13 protein-coding genes are annotated in these 13,982 nt (G+C 74.9%); 7 read left to right on the plus strand and 6 right to left on the minus strand.

Annotated features, from left to right (window positions below; all coding sequences use genetic code 11):
* Positions 1-385: 385 nt before the first annotated feature.
* From ACIQ8B_RS16050 to ACIQ8B_RS16075, 6 genes are all read right to left on the minus strand, one after another.
* Positions 386-637, minus strand: a complete 252-nt coding sequence (locus ACIQ8B_RS16050) for a 4-oxalocrotonate tautomerase family protein (RefSeq protein ID WP_106411609.1) — start codon at positions 635-637, stop codon at positions 386-388.
* A 30-nt stretch (positions 638-667) separates the two neighbouring features.
* Positions 668-1,174: a cupin domain-containing protein gene (locus ACIQ8B_RS16055; protein WP_106411610.1), complete on the minus strand. Its 507-nt coding sequence runs from the start codon at positions 1,172-1,174 to the stop codon at positions 668-670.
* The gene (locus ACIQ8B_RS16060) at positions 1,171-2,601 is read right to left on the minus strand and encodes an MFS transporter (protein ID WP_403547383.1); all 1,431 of its coding nucleotides are present in this window, start codon (positions 2,599-2,601) and stop codon (positions 1,171-1,173) included. The genes ACIQ8B_RS16055 and ACIQ8B_RS16060 overlap by 4 nt, the downstream gene beginning before the upstream one ends.
* Positions 2,598-3,314: an HAD family hydrolase gene (locus tag ACIQ8B_RS16065; protein WP_106411612.1), complete on the minus strand. Its 717-nt coding sequence runs from the start codon at positions 3,312-3,314 to the stop codon at positions 2,598-2,600. The genes ACIQ8B_RS16060 and ACIQ8B_RS16065 overlap by 4 nt, the downstream gene beginning before the upstream one ends.
* Positions 3,311-4,249, minus strand: coding sequence for a pseudouridine-5'-phosphate glycosidase (locus ACIQ8B_RS16070; RefSeq protein ID WP_106411613.1), 939 nt, complete (start codon positions 4,247-4,249; stop codon positions 3,311-3,313). Before ACIQ8B_RS16070 ends, ACIQ8B_RS16065 begins: the two co-directional genes overlap by 4 nt.
* Positions 4,250-4,796: 547 nt before the next feature.
* Positions 4,797-5,993, minus strand: coding sequence for a hypothetical protein (locus ACIQ8B_RS16075; protein WP_403547386.1), 1,197 nt, complete (start codon positions 5,991-5,993; stop codon positions 4,797-4,799).
* A 554-nt stretch (positions 5,994-6,547) separates the two neighbouring features.
* On the opposite strand from ACIQ8B_RS16075, the gene epsC reads away from it, so the two are divergent.
* The 7 genes from epsC to ACIQ8B_RS16110 all read left to right on the plus strand — a co-directional run bounded on the left by epsC (position 6,548) and on the right by ACIQ8B_RS16110 (position 13,951).
* Positions 6,548-7,126, plus strand: coding sequence for a serine O-acetyltransferase EpsC (gene epsC, locus ACIQ8B_RS16080; protein ID WP_403547465.1), 579 nt, complete (start codon positions 6,548-6,550; stop codon positions 7,124-7,126).
* Between the two features lie 63 nt (positions 7,127-7,189).
* Positions 7,190-8,167: a PLP-dependent cysteine synthase family protein gene (locus ACIQ8B_RS16085; RefSeq protein WP_403547388.1), complete on the plus strand. Its 978-nt coding sequence runs from the start codon at positions 7,190-7,192 to the stop codon at positions 8,165-8,167.
* On the plus strand, positions 8,164-8,631 hold the full coding sequence (locus ACIQ8B_RS16090; RefSeq protein WP_290006406.1) for a cupin domain-containing protein: 468 nt from the start codon (positions 8,164-8,166) through the stop codon (positions 8,629-8,631). Before ACIQ8B_RS16085 ends, ACIQ8B_RS16090 begins: the two co-directional genes overlap by 4 nt.
* Positions 8,632-8,694: 63 nt before the next feature.
* Positions 8,695-9,645, plus strand: coding sequence for a DMT family transporter (locus ACIQ8B_RS16095; RefSeq protein ID WP_403547390.1), 951 nt, complete (start codon positions 8,695-8,697; stop codon positions 9,643-9,645).
* Positions 9,646-10,234: 589 nt separating this feature from the next.
* Entirely contained in the window at positions 10,235-11,050 is an 816-nt protein-coding gene (locus ACIQ8B_RS16100; protein ID WP_290006409.1) for a cupin domain-containing protein, read from the plus strand.
* A gap of 7 nt (positions 11,051-11,057) precedes the next feature.
* Positions 11,058-12,920, plus strand: a complete 1,863-nt coding sequence (asnB, locus tag ACIQ8B_RS16105) for an asparagine synthase (glutamine-hydrolyzing) (protein WP_290006411.1) — start codon at positions 11,058-11,060, stop codon at positions 12,918-12,920.
* Positions 12,917-13,951 carry a PrpF domain-containing protein gene (locus ACIQ8B_RS16110; RefSeq protein ID WP_290006412.1) on the plus strand — a complete coding sequence of 345 codons (1,035 nt, stop codon included), beginning with the start codon at positions 12,917-12,919 and terminating at the stop codon, positions 13,949-13,951. Before asnB ends, ACIQ8B_RS16110 begins: the two co-directional genes overlap by 4 nt.
* The last annotated feature ends 31 nt before the right edge of the window (positions 13,952-13,982 follow it).

The raw sequence follows: 13,982 nt of genomic DNA on the forward strand, positions 1-13,982 counted from the left end.
CTGCGGGGAGCGCATCCGGGGCCGGGCCCGTCGTCCCGCCCGGTGGGGGCCCGGCCGAAGCGGCGGGGGACGGGCGCGAGCGCCCGCGCCTCGCCGCCGGGTCCGCGGGCGTGCGCCCCGTACCCTCGCGCCGCCCTCGGCCGGCGCACGGAACACGCCACTTCCGCGATCGTTCCCCGCCACGACGGCGGTGACGCTCCGTCGCCCTCCGCCCTCCGCCCTCCGCCGCGGCGGGACCGCTCCGGCGGGCGCGGGACCGGGCGGGCACGGGGAGGGACACCGGGCGGAGCGCGACGGCGTCCTGCCGCCCGGTGTCCGGCCCGCACACGGCCGGTGGCCGACGGCGTCCTGCCGCCGGCCACCGACCGTGTCCGTCCGCGGTGCGTCACACCTGTTCCGGGAGAGCGGAACCGGCCTGTTCCGCGTCCGGTGCACGATCCGCTCCCGCCGCGGCGGGTTCGTCGGCGAGGACACCGCCGCGCCCCCAGTGGTCCTGCTCGACGTCGCGGACGAGAACGGTGACGGCCTCCCTGGGGCACTCGGCTATACGCGCCAGGGTCGACGTCAGCTCGTTCACAAGGTCGGCTCGTTTCTTTCGGTCGTTGCCCTTCCACCAGTCCACGGTCACCACGGGCATGTCGTCATCTCCTTCTGCTCAGCGGGGGGTTCACTTGGTCGGTCGTGCGAGGCCGAGGGGGTGCCCGGCCGGGGAGGGGGGTGCGTCGGTCACCGGGAACTGGTCGAACCTGCGCGCCAGTTCCTCCATCGTCTCGGGCGTGGGCTCGGGCGAGGACCGCAGCAGTTCGCCCAGTTCCCGGAAGTACCGCTCCCGGCCGCCGTCCGGGGTGAACATCACCAGCAGGGTGGCGGGATCGGCGGCGGGGTTGGCGAAGGAGTGGGGGGTGTGCGGCGGCACCATCATGAACGTGCCGGGCCCGGCCACGCGCCGTTCCGTGCCGAGGGTGAGCAGCACGTCGCCGCCCGCCACGTAGAACATCTCCGTCAGTTCGCGGTGGAAGTGCAGCGGTGCTCCCGGCGCCCGGGGCGGGAGGCGGTGCTCGGTGAGCCCGAAGCGGCCGTCCGTGTCGTCCCCGGTGACGAGGAAGGAGACGGGGGTCCCTCCGACGTCCGCCGAGGGGCCCGTGCCCGGGGCCACGACTCGCGGCAGCGTCATCGCTCGTCCCCCGCCGTGCCCGCGGCGGACGGGACGGCCGGCGACAGGACCCGCAGGGCGACCGCGGCGGCGCACAGCGCGAGGACGGCCGTCAGCGCGTAGGCGTGTCCGAAGGCCGAGGGGGCGGGCGTGTCCCCGAGCACGAGGACCAGCACCGCCAGGCCCATCGCGCCGCCGGTGTACTGGGTCGTCGTCAGCACGGCGGAGGCGGTGCCCTGGTCGTCGTCCGGGACGTCCTTGGTGCCCGCGATGTACATGCCCGCGAAGGCCATGCCCTGGCCGAGGCCGCTGACGAACAGGCCCGGCAGCACGGCGGTCCAGTAGTCGTCGCCGCCCGTGCCCAGGCCGAGCAGGGCGAGCCCCGCCGCGCCCACGGCGAAGCCGGTGGCGAGGGTGGCGCGGATGCCCCAGGGGCCGACGAGCCGTCCGGTGACGAGGTTGCCCGCCACCACGCTCACCGCCAGCGGCAGGAAGGCGATGCCCGCGCCCAGCGGGCCGTAGCCCCACACGTCCTGGAGGAAGAGCGTGATGAGGAAGAACTCGGCGCCGACGCTCGCCATGTACAGCGCCGACATCACGCTGCCGCCGGCCAGGGAGCGCACCCGCAGCAGCATCGGCGGGACGAGCGGCGCGGTGCCGCGCCGGTCGTGCACCGCCCAGACCGCGCCCAGGACGACGGATCCGGCGAGGCAGCCGAGGCAGGACGGGGCGGTCCAGCCCGCGACGGCCGCCTGGGTGAGCGCCGCCACCAGGAGCAGCACCGCACTGGTGAACAGCGCGGCGCCGGGGACGTTCAGGTGCCGTACGGAGGTGGCGCTGCGGGATCCGGCGGGCAGGGCCCGCAGGGCCAGCACGACGGTGACCGCGATCAGCGGCACGTTGACGAAGAACACCCACCGCCAGGAGAGCACCGCGGTGAGCACGCCGCCGATGAGCACGCCGGCGGCGAGCCCCACCGCTCCGATGGCGCCCCAGATGGCGAGCGCCCGTGCGCGCACGGGGCCGGCCGGGAAGACCGAGCCGATCAGGGCGAGCATGGCGGGGGTGAGCCCGGCGGCGCCGACGCCCTGGGCGGCCCGGGAGACGACGAGCAGCCACTGCTCCCCGGCCAGTCCTGCGGCCAGCGAGCCGACGCCGAAGAGGCCCAGCGCGAGGAAGAACAGCCGCTGGGGGCCGATCAGGTCGGCGGCGCGTCCGCCGACCATCAGGAAGCTGGCGAAGAAGACGGCGTAGGCCGACACGACCCACTGCAGCTGCTCCGGGGGCAGGTCCAGGCCGGAGCCGATGCTGGGCAGCGCGACGTAGATGATCGAGTAGTCGAGGGCGACGAGGAACTGGGCGATGGACAGGGCCAGCAGCGCGGCGGCCATGCGGCCGGTGAAGCGGTCGGTCCGCCGGTCGGTGGCGCCGGACGAGGTGACGGTCATGACAGTGCTCCGGTGGTGTCCGCGAGGAGGGTGGAAAGGGGGCGGTGCGCGGTCGGTGCTCCGCCCAGGAGCACCTCGGTGACCCCGGCGAAGTCGGCCACGACCACGTCGGCGCCGGCGGCGGCCAGGGTCTCGGCGCGGTCGACGCCGCAGGTGACGCCCAGTGCCCGCAGACCGGCCGCGCCGGCCGTCGTCATGTCCGTCGCGGTGTCGCCGACGTACCACGACCCGGCGGCTTCGGCCCCGAGTTCGGCCAGGGCGCGCAGGGCCATGTCGGGGTGGGGCTTGCCGCGTTCGACCATGTCGTGGCAGACGACGGTGGCGAAGCGGTCGAGGATGCCGGTGGCCCGCAGCAGCGCGTGGGCACTGGAGGAGATCTTGGAGGTGGCGACGCCGAGCGGGTGCCCGGCGGCCCGCATCCGGTCCAGGCCCTCCACGACGCCCGGCAGCAGCAGGCCCGGTCCGCGGCTGAGGACCTCTCCCGCGAAGCGTTGCCGGTAGCGGGCGGCGGCCTCGGCGGTCGCCGGGTCGCCGGGGTCCACGCCCAGCAGCCGGGCGAGGGAGGCCTCCAGGGGCTTGCCGACCGTCGCGAGGACCTCCTCGTGGGTGGGCGCGGCCCCGAGCCCGGTGACGACGTCGCCGATCAGCACCGCGATGGCGCCCGGGGTGTCGGCGAGGGTGCCGTCGATGTCGAAGACGAACGCGGACGTCATGCCGCGGCCTCCCGCTCCGGCTCGGCGGTGGCGGCGTAGGCGACCGCGAGCCGTCCGGCGAGGCGGGCGGTGCTGATGAGCACCTCGCGGTTGGCGGCGGCGCTGCGGCCCTCGGTGGCCCGTGAGACCGCCTTCATCAGGTACGGGGTGGCGGCGGGCCCGTGCACGCCGTCCTCCTCGGCGGCGCGCAGCGCGCTCTGGATGACGGCCTCCATGGCCTCGGAGTCGAGGGCGTGCTCCTCGTCGATCGGCGCGGTGACCAGCGGTCCGCCCGGCAGACCGGCCGCCCAGTGCATCCGCACCGCGCGCGCCACGTCGGCGGGGTCGTCCAGCCGCTTCGGTACGCGCAGCCCGCTGGAGCGGCAGTAGAAGGCGGGGAAGTCGTCGTAGCGGTAGCCGATCACCGGAACGCCCAGGGTCTCCAGGTACTCCAGGGTCAGGCGCAGGTCGAGGATGCTCTTCGCGCCGGCGCAGACCACGGCGACCTTGCTCCGCGTGAACTGCACCAGGTCGGCGGAGACGTCGAAGCTCTCGCTCGCGCCCCGGTGGACGCCGCCGATGCCGGCGGTGGAGAAGAAGGGGATGCCGGCCAGGTCTGCGGCGACCAGGGAGGAGGCGACGGTGGTCGCTCCCATGCCGCCGCCCGCCAGGACGACGCCGACGTCCCTGCTGGACACCTTGGGCACCTCGACGCCGACCGCGAACCGCTCCATGTCGTCGGGCGTCATGCCGACGGTGAACTTCCCGCGGTCCAGGCCGACGGTGGCCGGCACGGCGCCGGCCTCCCGCACGGCCTTCTCGATGGCGAGGGCGGTCTCCACGTTGCCCGGGTAGGGCAGGCCGTGGGCTATCACCGTCGACTCCAGGGCGACCACGGGCCGGTCCTCGGCCAGCGCGTCGCCCACCTCTTCGCTGATGCGCAGCAGCGGGTGCATGCGGGATCTCCTGTCGGTCGCGATCACGGTGTCGGCTGCGGAGGGCGTCTTCCGTGAGCTCTTCGCACGTCTCACGCGAGCTCCGCACCAGGGGTCATGAACGCCTCGACTGTCCCGGGTCCCGTTCCTGTTTCGTTCCCCGGCCGGTTCCGCCCGGCGCGGCTCCCGGCCGGGAAGGCCGTGCTCCGGCGAGGGGGCGCGACCGCGGCGGGGACCGTTCGGGCCGGGTCGCGAGGGGCGGCCCGGCGTCGTCGCGCGGCGGGGACTCCCGGCCGGGACCGGGCGGGAGGACGGCCCCCGGCTGCGGGGGGTCTGCGGCACGGGCGCCCGGGTCCGCGCGGCCGTGACACCTCTCGTGTCGTGCGTCCGCGAGCACGGACACGGGCCCACGGACGTCCTCAGGACGTTCCCGCGGCGCCGGCTCCGGTGTCGTGGGGCGGGTTCGGACGGATCACGTCCGTTTCAGGGCGGGCACGGCGCAGCAGCCGTCCGGCGGGGACGCGCCGTCCCTCCGCGGCCGGGGCGGCCGCGTCGCTCCGTGACGGGCTCAGGCGGGGCCGGTCTGCCGGCTCACCTCGGCGCGGAGCAGCCGTTCCGCCGCAGCCACGGTCCGCGCCGCCTCCTGCACGGACGCCGCGGTCAGCACCACGCGGCCCTCCCCCACCCGTCCGCAGCCGGGGACGCGGTCCCCCGGCGTGTAGGGGAAGCGGACCTGGTGCACGCCCGGCAGCTCGGCCACCGCCTCCAGGCCCGTCACCGCCACCAGTCGCCCGGCCGGCAGGCGGTAGGACGCCGCGACCGCGTACCGGTGGGCCAGGGGCGGCTGGACCGGCTTGCCCGCCAAGGCCTGGAAGAGTTCGTCCTCGAAGCAGAAACCCGTCGCGAGGCCGATCAGCGAGGCCAGCGGTTCATCGGGGTAACAGGCCCGGGAGCGCGCCACCTTGGGCCCGTCGGGAGTGAGGACGACCACGGTGTAGGCGAAGCCGAACTCGTACCCGGCCAGGTCGAGGAGTTCCGCCACGACCGCGCGGGTCTCGGCCTCGTCCCGTTCCTTGAGCAGCGCCGGGAACAGGCAGCCGCTGCCCGGCTGCCAGGCGCCGTGCAGCGCCGCGATGCCGATCACGCGGTGCATGCCGTCCGCCGTCAGGGTCACCACCCCGTACTCCGGACCCTCCAGGTACTTCTCCACCAGGTAGGAGCGTTCCGCGGCCGTGCCGTCCGCGCCGGCGGCCCCGTCCTCGGGGGACGCGGGCAGCGGGCGCACGGTGACCTGGGCGCCGATCTCCTCCATCGCGGCGGGCAGCTCCCGCGCGGTGCGGGCGCGGGTGGCGGCCACATAGGAGCGCCGGCTGCCGTTGAGCAGGACCCGCATCCTCGCCGGCTCGCCCAGCAGGGCCTCCGCGTCCGGGGCATTCGGGCTGACACCCAGACGGGCCGCGGTCCGCGTGACGGCCGGCAGTCCGACCGCGTCCGCGAAGGCCAGCAGCGTCTGCGCCCGGTGCTCGCGCACCGCCCTCTCCACCGCCTCCGCCACGGCCGTGCCGTCCGTCAGGTCCACGAAGTCCACCGGGACCGGGAGTCGTTCCCCGTCCCCCTGCCGGTTCGCGTCGGCGAGCACGCGTACGGCGAACCCCGCCGCCGTCGCCGCGCCCACCAGCCGGGCCGAGGGACAGACCAGCAGCAACCGCTGCGGGACGCGTTCCCCGGGAGGGGGTTCGAAGTGGCGGTCGTCCGTCGCGTTCATGGGGCAACTCCTCGTCTCCTGGGGGGCGGTGCGGCGGTGCGGGCGCCACGGCGCCGGACGCCCCGCACGGGTCGTGCGACCGGTGGTCCGCCCCTGTCCTGTCGTGTGTTCCTCGCGGAACGGCGACGCCGGACCGTACGGCCGCGGATCGCGCCCGCGCGTGACGGAACCGGTGTCTCACCGGGATCGTCCGGCCGGCCGTTCCCGTCCCGCTCCCCCGCCGTTCCCGGAGCGGAGGAACAGCGGCGGCCCCGCCGCGGGAACGGCGGGAACCGTGGGGGAAGGGAACGGGAACGGCTGCGCGCACGCTCTCCTGAGAAGCCTGAGCGAACCGGCGGCCGTCACGGACTCCTCCTTCCCCGGAAGGCCGCCGCCTCCCCGCACGCGCCACCGTCCGGCCCCGTCGCCGACGGTCGCCGCCTCCTGACACTGGAGCCCTCGTGAGCATGCCTTCCAAGGAGCCCGCCTCTGTCCTGCCTTTCCGGCCGCCTTCGAGAACCGCCGCGCGCGCACCGCGGCCCACGGCCACCCCGCCCGACGTGTCCGGGGCCGGTCTGCTGCGTCTGATGCGCGAGGACCTGGACGTCGTGGTCGCACGCGACCCCTCCGTCCGCAACCGCCCCGAGGCCGCGCTGCACCCCGCCCTCACCGCCCTGTGGACGCACCGCGTCGCCCACCGCCTGCACACCGCGGGCCACCGGATCACCGCCCGGCTGCTGGCCCGCTGGGCCCGGCGGCTGACGGCCGTGGAGATCCACCCCGGAGCGGTCCTGGGCCGCCGGGTGTTCATCGACCACGGGGCCGCCGTCGTCATCGGCGAGACCTGCACGGTCGGCGACGACGTGACGCTCTACCACCAGGTCACGCTCGGCGCGGTCGGCTGGTGGAGCGACAACCGGCGGCCGGAGGGCGCGCGCCGGCACCCGGTCGTCGGCCGCAACGTCGTCCTGGGCACCAACGCCACCGTCCTGGGCCCGGTGACCGTCGGGGACGACGCCGTCATCGGCGCGCAGGCCCTGGTCAACAAGGACGTACCGGAGGGGGCGCGGATGCTGGCGGCGACCGCCTCCGGGACCGCGCCGGCCCCCGCCGAGGACGTCTTCGCCACCATCGCCTCGGCCGGTTCCTGGTGAGTGGTCCCCTCCGCGCACAGCACCCGTCCCCGCCGCCCGCCCGTCCAGATGAGGAATGACGCCATGCGCACCCTGGAATCCCCCGTCCCCGGCACCCTGCCGGCCCGTCCGCCCGTCGCCGACGGCATCGACGACCTGGTCGGAGCCACCCCGCTGGTCCGGCTGCGGCTCGAAGGCCTCGCGCCGGGCGCCGAGGTCCTGGCCAAGCTGGAGGCGGCCAACCCGATGTCGTCCAGCAAGGACCGGGCGGCCCTGTACATGCTCAGGGCGGCCGAGGAGCGAGGCGAACTGCCGCCGGGCGGCACGATCGTGGAGGCCACCTCCGGCAACACCGGGATCTCGCTGGCCGCGCTGGCCGCCGCCCGCGGCTACCGCTGTGTGATCGTGCTGCCCGACAACGCGACCACCGAGCGGGTCCGGCTCCTGCGGGCGCTGGGCGCCGAGGTGGTCCGCACCCCCGCCGACCTGGGCTATCCGGGGGCCATCGAGAAGGCCCAGGAGATCCACGCGTCCTCTCCCGGCTCCTGGTTCCCCTGCCAGCACGAGAACCAGGACAACGTCGAGGCCCACTACGCCACCACGGGCCCGGAGATCACGGCGGCCCTCGCCGCGACGGGGCGCCGTGCCGCCGCCCTCGTGTGCGCGGTGGGTACCGGCGGCACCCTCACCGGCGTCGCCCGCCACCTGCGCGAGCAGGACGCGTCCGTGCGGATCGTCGCCGTCGAGCCGACGGGTTCCCCCCTGCTGTCCCGCGGGCAGGCGGGCCGGCACCGCATCCCGGGTCTCAACGGCGGTTTCGTCGCGCCCACCACCGACGTCTCCCTGATCGACGAGGTGATCGCCGTCTCCGACGACGACGCGCTGGACACGGCCCGCCGGCTCGGTTCGGGGGCGGGACTGTTCGTGGGCGTCTCCTCCGGCGCCGCCGTCCACGCGGCGCGGCTGCTGGCCGCCCGGCCCGAGTACCGGGACCGGACCGTCGTCACCGTCCTGCCGGACACCGGCGAGCGCTACCTCAGCATGTGGGACGTGACCTCATGACGCTCCTGACGGCCAGTCTGCAGAGGTTCGGCGAGGCCTTCAAGGTCCGCATCGGCGAGACGACGACCACGCGGTTCATCGCGGTCGCCGCGACCACCGACGGCCGGCTCGGCGTGTTCCACCACCACATGCTGCCCGGTGCCGCCGGCGCCTCGCCGCACTACCACACCAAGATCGCCGAGTCGTTCTACATCCTCTCCGGCGAGGTCTCCGTGCACGACGGGACAGCCTGGCGCACGGCCCGCACCGGGGACTTCCTGCACGTCCCGGAGAACGCCGTGCACGGCTTCCGCAACGACAGCGACGCCCCGGCGGAGATGCTCATCATCTTCACCCCGGCCGAGAGCCGCGAGGGCTTCTTCACCGGCCTGGGCGAGCTGCTGGCCGACGGGAACACCCCGACCCGGGCCGAGCTGACGGCGCTCATGGAGAAGTACGACCAGTTCGAGGTCGACGAGCCCTGACCGCACGCCCCACCCCCGTACCGACCGTCCCCTTCCCCTCGACACCCCTGGGAGCACACCGACATGCATCCTCTCAACTGGGCCCGCTTCGGGCTGCTGGCCGCCCTGTGGGGGTGCAGCTTCGCCTTCATCAAGGTGTCGCTGGACGCCTTCGCCCCCCTCCAGCTCGCCTTCGGCAGGCTCCTCGTGGGCGCGCTCGTCGTCGCGGTGATCCTCGCCGTGACCAAGGGCGGCCTCCCGGACCGCGCGGCCTGGGGGCACATCGTGGTCGCCTCCGTCTTCGGCAACGTCGTGCCGTTCACCCTCTTCGCCGTGGGCGAGCAGCACACCACCTCCACCGTCGCCGGCGTCATCCAGGGCGCCACGCCACTGGTCACCCTGGGCCTCGCGGCCCTGGCCATCAGCACGGAGAAGCCAACGGCCCGCAAGGTCACCGGGCTGGTCGTCGGCTTCCTCGGCCTGGTCGTGGTGGTCGGGCCCTGGCGGGCCGAGGGCTTCGGTTCCGTGGGCGGCCAACTGGCCTGCGTCGGAGCCGCCGTCAGCTACGCCGTCAGCTTCGTCTACGTCCGCCGCTTCATCGCCCCGTACAAGATCCCGGCGCTGGCCGTGACGGCGGGGCAGCTCACCTCCGCCATGGTCATCACCGGTCTGGTCACCACGTTCGGCATCGGCTGGGACCTTCCGGGCGAGCTGACGGTGAAGCCGCTGCTGTCGCTGATCGTGCTCGGGGGAGCCTCCACGGGCATCGCCTTCGTGCTGATGAACCGGCTCATCACGGACGCGGGACCGACCACCGCCTCGGGCGTGAACTACCTCGTCCCGGTCTTCTCCGTGGTCGTCGGCGCGGTCGCCCTGCAGGAGGCCGTCACCTGGAACGTGCCGGTGGGCGGGGCCGTGGTCATCGCCTCGCTCGCCCTGGCGGAGGGACGCGTGCTGCGCCGCACCCAGGCGCCGCCCGCCCCCGCGGCCGCGTCCGCCCCGGCGCGGACGGCCGTCGCCCAGAAGACCGGCTGAGCCGGCACCGTCCCACGGGGTCCGCGGCAGGACGCGGACCCCGGCACGGCGCGGCGCGCCCCGTCCACGCGGGGCGCGCCGCGCCGTGCCGTCGAGGGGCCGGGAGCGGAACATCCGCCCCCGGCCCCTTCCTCATGCGGCACCGATGCCGTTCCCGCGCCCTCCCCCGGGCCGGGAGCGGCCCGGGACACGACCGGGAATCCGCCGCGCGAACCTTGCACAGCAGTGCGAGAGAGCGACGGCGGACCCGTCGCACCACGCTCCCGGTCACCACCGCGGGGACGGCCCGCGGCCCCTCCGCAGCGCCCCGACGGCCGGGCGTCACGTCACCACCGCACCACCGCACCGAGCGGGTCCGGCCCCTCACCCGGCGCCGGACGGACCCGGTGCACCGCGACGTCACCGCGTCACGGCGGCGAGCGGACCCCGCGACGCCGCGGGCCGCACGCGACGTGTCCCCGGCGGCAGTCCGCCGCCGCGGGCCCGCGTGACCGCACACCGGGTCCCGCCGGCTCCGCCCCGTTCCTCTCCCCTCCACCGGCAGTCCGGTGCCACCGCACCGGCCTTCGAACAGGAAGCAGCCACCGGCATGTCCCCATCCACCGCAGCCACCGCACTGGGCGACGCCCGCATCATCACCGCGGCCGAGCTGGAGTTCCGTCCCGTCGCCGACCCCACCGCCCGCACCACCGTGGCGACGCCCGTCAGCCCGGCCGCGGGCGCCACCCACGTCACCCTCCACGTCGTCCGCGTCGCCGCCGGCGAGTCCTTCGTTCCCGACGACAGCGCCGCCGAGGAGAACACCGCCGTCGTCTTCGCGGGGTCCGGAACGGCCGACGTCGGCGGCGACAGCCGTCCCGTCGAGCGCGGTTCCGCCGCCTACGCGCCCACCGGCCGCGCCCTGACGCTCACGGCCGGCGCGGAGGGGCTGACGGCGTACGTCTGGCGCACCCCGCTCGCGGGCGCCGTCAACGGCGCCGACCCGACGCTGCACTCCTCCCTGTGGGACGAGACCACCCAGCTGCGCGGCTTCGGCGGCACCGGTCAGGTCGGCGCCGCCGAGCGGCGCGCCACCATGAACTTCGTCTTCTGGCCCGGCACCGGCAGCAGCCGGCTGTGCCTGCACTGCGGCATCCAGCAGCCCGGCGAGACCTTCAACGTCCACCTCCACCCCGACAGCGACGAGGCGTTCATCGCCTTCGAGGGCGTCGGCCAGATGTACCTGCGCGACCGCTGGATCGACGTCGCGGCGGGCGACGTCCTGTACGCCGCCCCCGGCGTCCTGCACGGGGCGCGCAACCCGCACACCGGCCCCACCGCCCGCCGCTTCGTGACCTGCGGCGGTCCCAGCCCTTCCGATCCGGCGCTCTACTCGGCCGCCGGCCACTCCTCCCAGGTCAGGTGAGCACGGCATGTGCCGCATCTACGGAACCTTCAACGTCCGCTCCGAAGAGGCCGAACTGCGCCGCGTCTCCGGCCTGATGCACCACGGGGGCCCCGACGCGCAGGGCTTCGCCCACCGGGCCGACTGGGCGCTCGGCAACAACCGTCTGTCGATCATGGACCCCGAGGGCGGGGCCCAGCCCTACCGCCTGGGCCGCGTCACCGTGGTCTTCAACGGGGAGATCTACAACCACGAGGAGCTGCGCGAGCGCCTCACCGGGCTCGGCTTCCACTTCGACGACCACTGCGACGGATCGATCCTGCCGGCGCTGTACACCACCTACGGCGAGCGGTTCCCCGAGCACCTCGACGGCATGTACTCGGTCGCCGTCATGGACCTGCGCTCCGTTCCCCGCATGGTCCTGGCCACGGACGACGCGGGCATGAAACCGCTGTACTACCACTGGGAGGGCAACGCCGGACGGCTGCACTTCGCCTCCGAGCTGCCCGCCCTGCTCGGCTTCGCCGGGGTGCCCGCCGAGGAGGACGAGACGGGCCTGGACGCCTACCTCACCTCCAAGACCCCCTTCGGCGACCGGACCATGTTCCGCGGCGTGAGGGTCCTGCCGCCCGCCGCCACCGTCGTCGTCGACCACCGCGACGGGCTGCGGATCAAGCACCGGCCCATGGCCCACGAGCAGGGCCTGCGCCCCGCGGCCGGCCGCACGCTGGAGGAGTCCGGCACGCAGCTGCGCGACCTGCTGTCGCGCGAGGTGTCCCGGCTGCTGGTGGCGGACGCCCCCGTCGCCGCCGTCACCTCGGGCGGCCTCGACTCCAGCCTGGTCACCGCGCTCGCGGCACAGGCCTTCCGCGCCTCCGAGGGCGCCGGCTCCCTGCACACCTTCAACATCGCCTACACCGGCACCTGGCCCAGCGACGAACGCGCCTACGCCGCCGAGGTCGCGCGCAGCGTCGGCGCCCGCCACCACCAGGTCGAGATCGACCCGGCCACCTTCCCCGACCTGATGACCGACGTCGTACGGCACCTGGGGCAGCCCAACGCCGACCCCATCACCCTCTCGACGTTCTCCCTCTTCCGCGCCGTGCGCGACGCCGGGTTCAAGGTCGCGCTCACCGGCGACGCGGCCGACGAACTCTTCGGCGGCTACAGCCGGATGACCCAGGCGGTCGCCGCCGCCCACGGGGAGGACTGGGCCGGGGCCTATCTCGACCACCTCGCCGCCGTGCCGCGGGCGCTGCGCGAGAGCCTCTACACCGACGAGTACGCCGCCTCCGTGCGGACGGCGGAGCCGGCCGTGCCGGCCGACGTCCCGCAGACCCTGCGCCTGGATCTCGGCACCCGTCTGCGGCGCATCACCGCGGTGGAGCAGCGCTACCGCCTTCCCGCCTACCACCTGCGCCGCGTCGACCACCTGTCGATGGCGAGCTCGGTGGAGGTGCGGCTCCCGTTCTGCCAGCCGTCGGTCACGCGCTTCGCCGCCACCCTGTCCGACAGCCACAAGCTGGTTCCCGGGCAGGGCGTCAAGAGGGCCCTCTACCGCGCCGCCGAGGGGCTCGTCCCGCGCAGTGTCCTGGAGCGGCCCAAGCAGCCCTTCACGCTCCCGATCACCGCGATGCTCGCTCCCGGCCAACGGCTGTGGACGCTGGCGCAGGACGCCCTGGACCCCGCGACGCTCCGCGCCGACGGCCGCATCCGGCCCGAGCGGGTCGCGGCGCTCTTCGCCGAGCAGGCCGCACGCCCCGACGACACCGTCGCCCTGGCCCTGTGGTCGCTGATGTCCCACCAGCTGTGGCGCCAGGAGTTCTTCGGCGCCGCGGGCGCCCGGCTCCCCCTGACGGCTGCGGCCCCGGTCCTTCAGGAGGCGGCATGACCATCAACCTGGCCAGGGCCCACGGCACGCCCTGCCCCACCGCCGTCCTGGACGCACGCGCCCTGCCCGACACCGAGCCCGAACTGCTCGCCCGGCTCTCCGCACTGCGGGAGGCCCTCAGCGCGCACGGGGCCGGCGACGTCCTGAAGAACGCGCTCGTCCAGCCGTCCCGGCACCCGCTGTTCGACCTGGACTACCGGTTCGTGCAGTCCCTGCCCGACAGCCTCGACAGCTTCGACCTGCGCGGCTCCTGCGGCCACTCCATCCTGGCCGCGGTGGAGGTCGCCGCCCGCACCGGCATGATCCAGCCGCTCGTGCCCGGCTGCCGGGTCCGGGTCAACGTGCTCAACAACGGCGACAACGTCGTGTGCGAGGCCGAGGAGACCTCCGAAGGGGGCACCCGCTTCACCGCCCACTTCCTGTGCTCACCGCCCCGTCCGGTGCAGGAGCTGCTCCTGGCCGGCGTGCCGGTCGTCGGCATCCCCTTCGAGGGGCGGGTCGTGCCCGTCTCCCTGGTGTCCATGGGCAACCCGTACATCTTCGTGCACGCCGCGGAGCTCGGCGCTCCCACCGTCGACGCGCTCTTCGCCGACGACCCCGCGCTCTTCGAGAGGATGACCCGGCTGCGCCACGCGGTCTGCGTGGCGCGGGGCTGGGACACCGCCGGGGCCTTCCCCAAGGTCGCCGCCCTGCTTCCGGACGCCGAGGGCGCCCTCGCCGTCCGCGCGGTCTCCGTGCCGTCCTGGCACCCCACGGTGGCGCTCACCGGCGCCACCTGCCTGGCGGCGGCCGCGGCGGTCGAGGGGACCGTGCCCCACCTGCTGGCCGGTGAGACCGGGCTGCCGGAGGGCGGCACGCTCGCCCTGCGCACACCGGGCGCCACGATCCGCGTCTCGGCCCGTACGAAGGGCGACCGGCGGAACCGCGAGCTGGCCTGGATCTCCGTCGCGGAGAAACAGGTCGACTACCGAGGAGAGATCGTTCCCGTCCCTGTTCCCGAGGAGTTGGCATGGCTTCCGCTGACAGCCTGACCCTGTCCGACGCACCGCTGTTCCCCCGGGG

The sequence above is a fragment of the Streptomyces sp. NPDC096105 genome (genome assembly GCF_044763335.1).
In the GTDB taxonomy this organism is placed as follows: domain Bacteria; phylum Actinomycetota; class Actinomycetes; order Streptomycetales; family Streptomycetaceae; genus Streptomyces.

Bases quoted from the DNA above. Each gene is read 5' to 3' on its own strand.
- ACIQ8B_RS16050 (WP_106411609.1), bottom strand. From the start codon at position 637: ATGCCCGTGGTGACCGTGGACTGGTGGAAGGGCAACGACCGAAAGAAA.
- ACIQ8B_RS16055 (WP_106411610.1), bottom strand. From the start codon at position 1,174: ATGACGCTGCCGCGAGTCGTGGCCCCGGGCACGGGCCCCTCGGCGGAC.
- ACIQ8B_RS16060 (WP_403547383.1), bottom strand. From the start codon at position 2,601: ATGACCGTCACCTCGTCCGGCGCCACCGACCGGCGGACCGACCGCTTC.
- ACIQ8B_RS16065 (WP_106411612.1), bottom strand. From the start codon at position 3,314: ATGACGTCCGCGTTCGTCTTCGACATCGACGGCACCCTCGCCGACACC.
- ACIQ8B_RS16070 (WP_106411613.1), bottom strand. From the start codon at position 4,249: ATGCACCCGCTGCTGCGCATCAGCGAAGAGGTGGGCGACGCGCTGGCC.
- ACIQ8B_RS16075 (WP_403547386.1), bottom strand. From the start codon at position 5,993: ATGAACGCGACGGACGACCGCCACTTCGAACCCCCTCCCGGGGAACGC.
- ACIQ8B_RS16085 (WP_403547388.1), top strand. From the start codon at position 7,190: ATGCGCACCCTGGAATCCCCCGTCCCCGGCACCCTGCCGGCCCGTCCG.
- ACIQ8B_RS16090 (WP_290006406.1), top strand. From the start codon at position 8,164: ATGACGCTCCTGACGGCCAGTCTGCAGAGGTTCGGCGAGGCCTTCAAG.
- ACIQ8B_RS16095 (WP_403547390.1), top strand. From the start codon at position 8,695: ATGCATCCTCTCAACTGGGCCCGCTTCGGGCTGCTGGCCGCCCTGTGG.
- ACIQ8B_RS16100 (WP_290006409.1), top strand. From the start codon at position 10,235: ATGTCCCCATCCACCGCAGCCACCGCACTGGGCGACGCCCGCATCATC.
- asnB (WP_290006411.1), top strand. From the start codon at position 11,058: ATGTGCCGCATCTACGGAACCTTCAACGTCCGCTCCGAAGAGGCCGAA.
- ACIQ8B_RS16110 (WP_290006412.1), top strand. From the start codon at position 12,917: ATGACCATCAACCTGGCCAGGGCCCACGGCACGCCCTGCCCCACCGCC.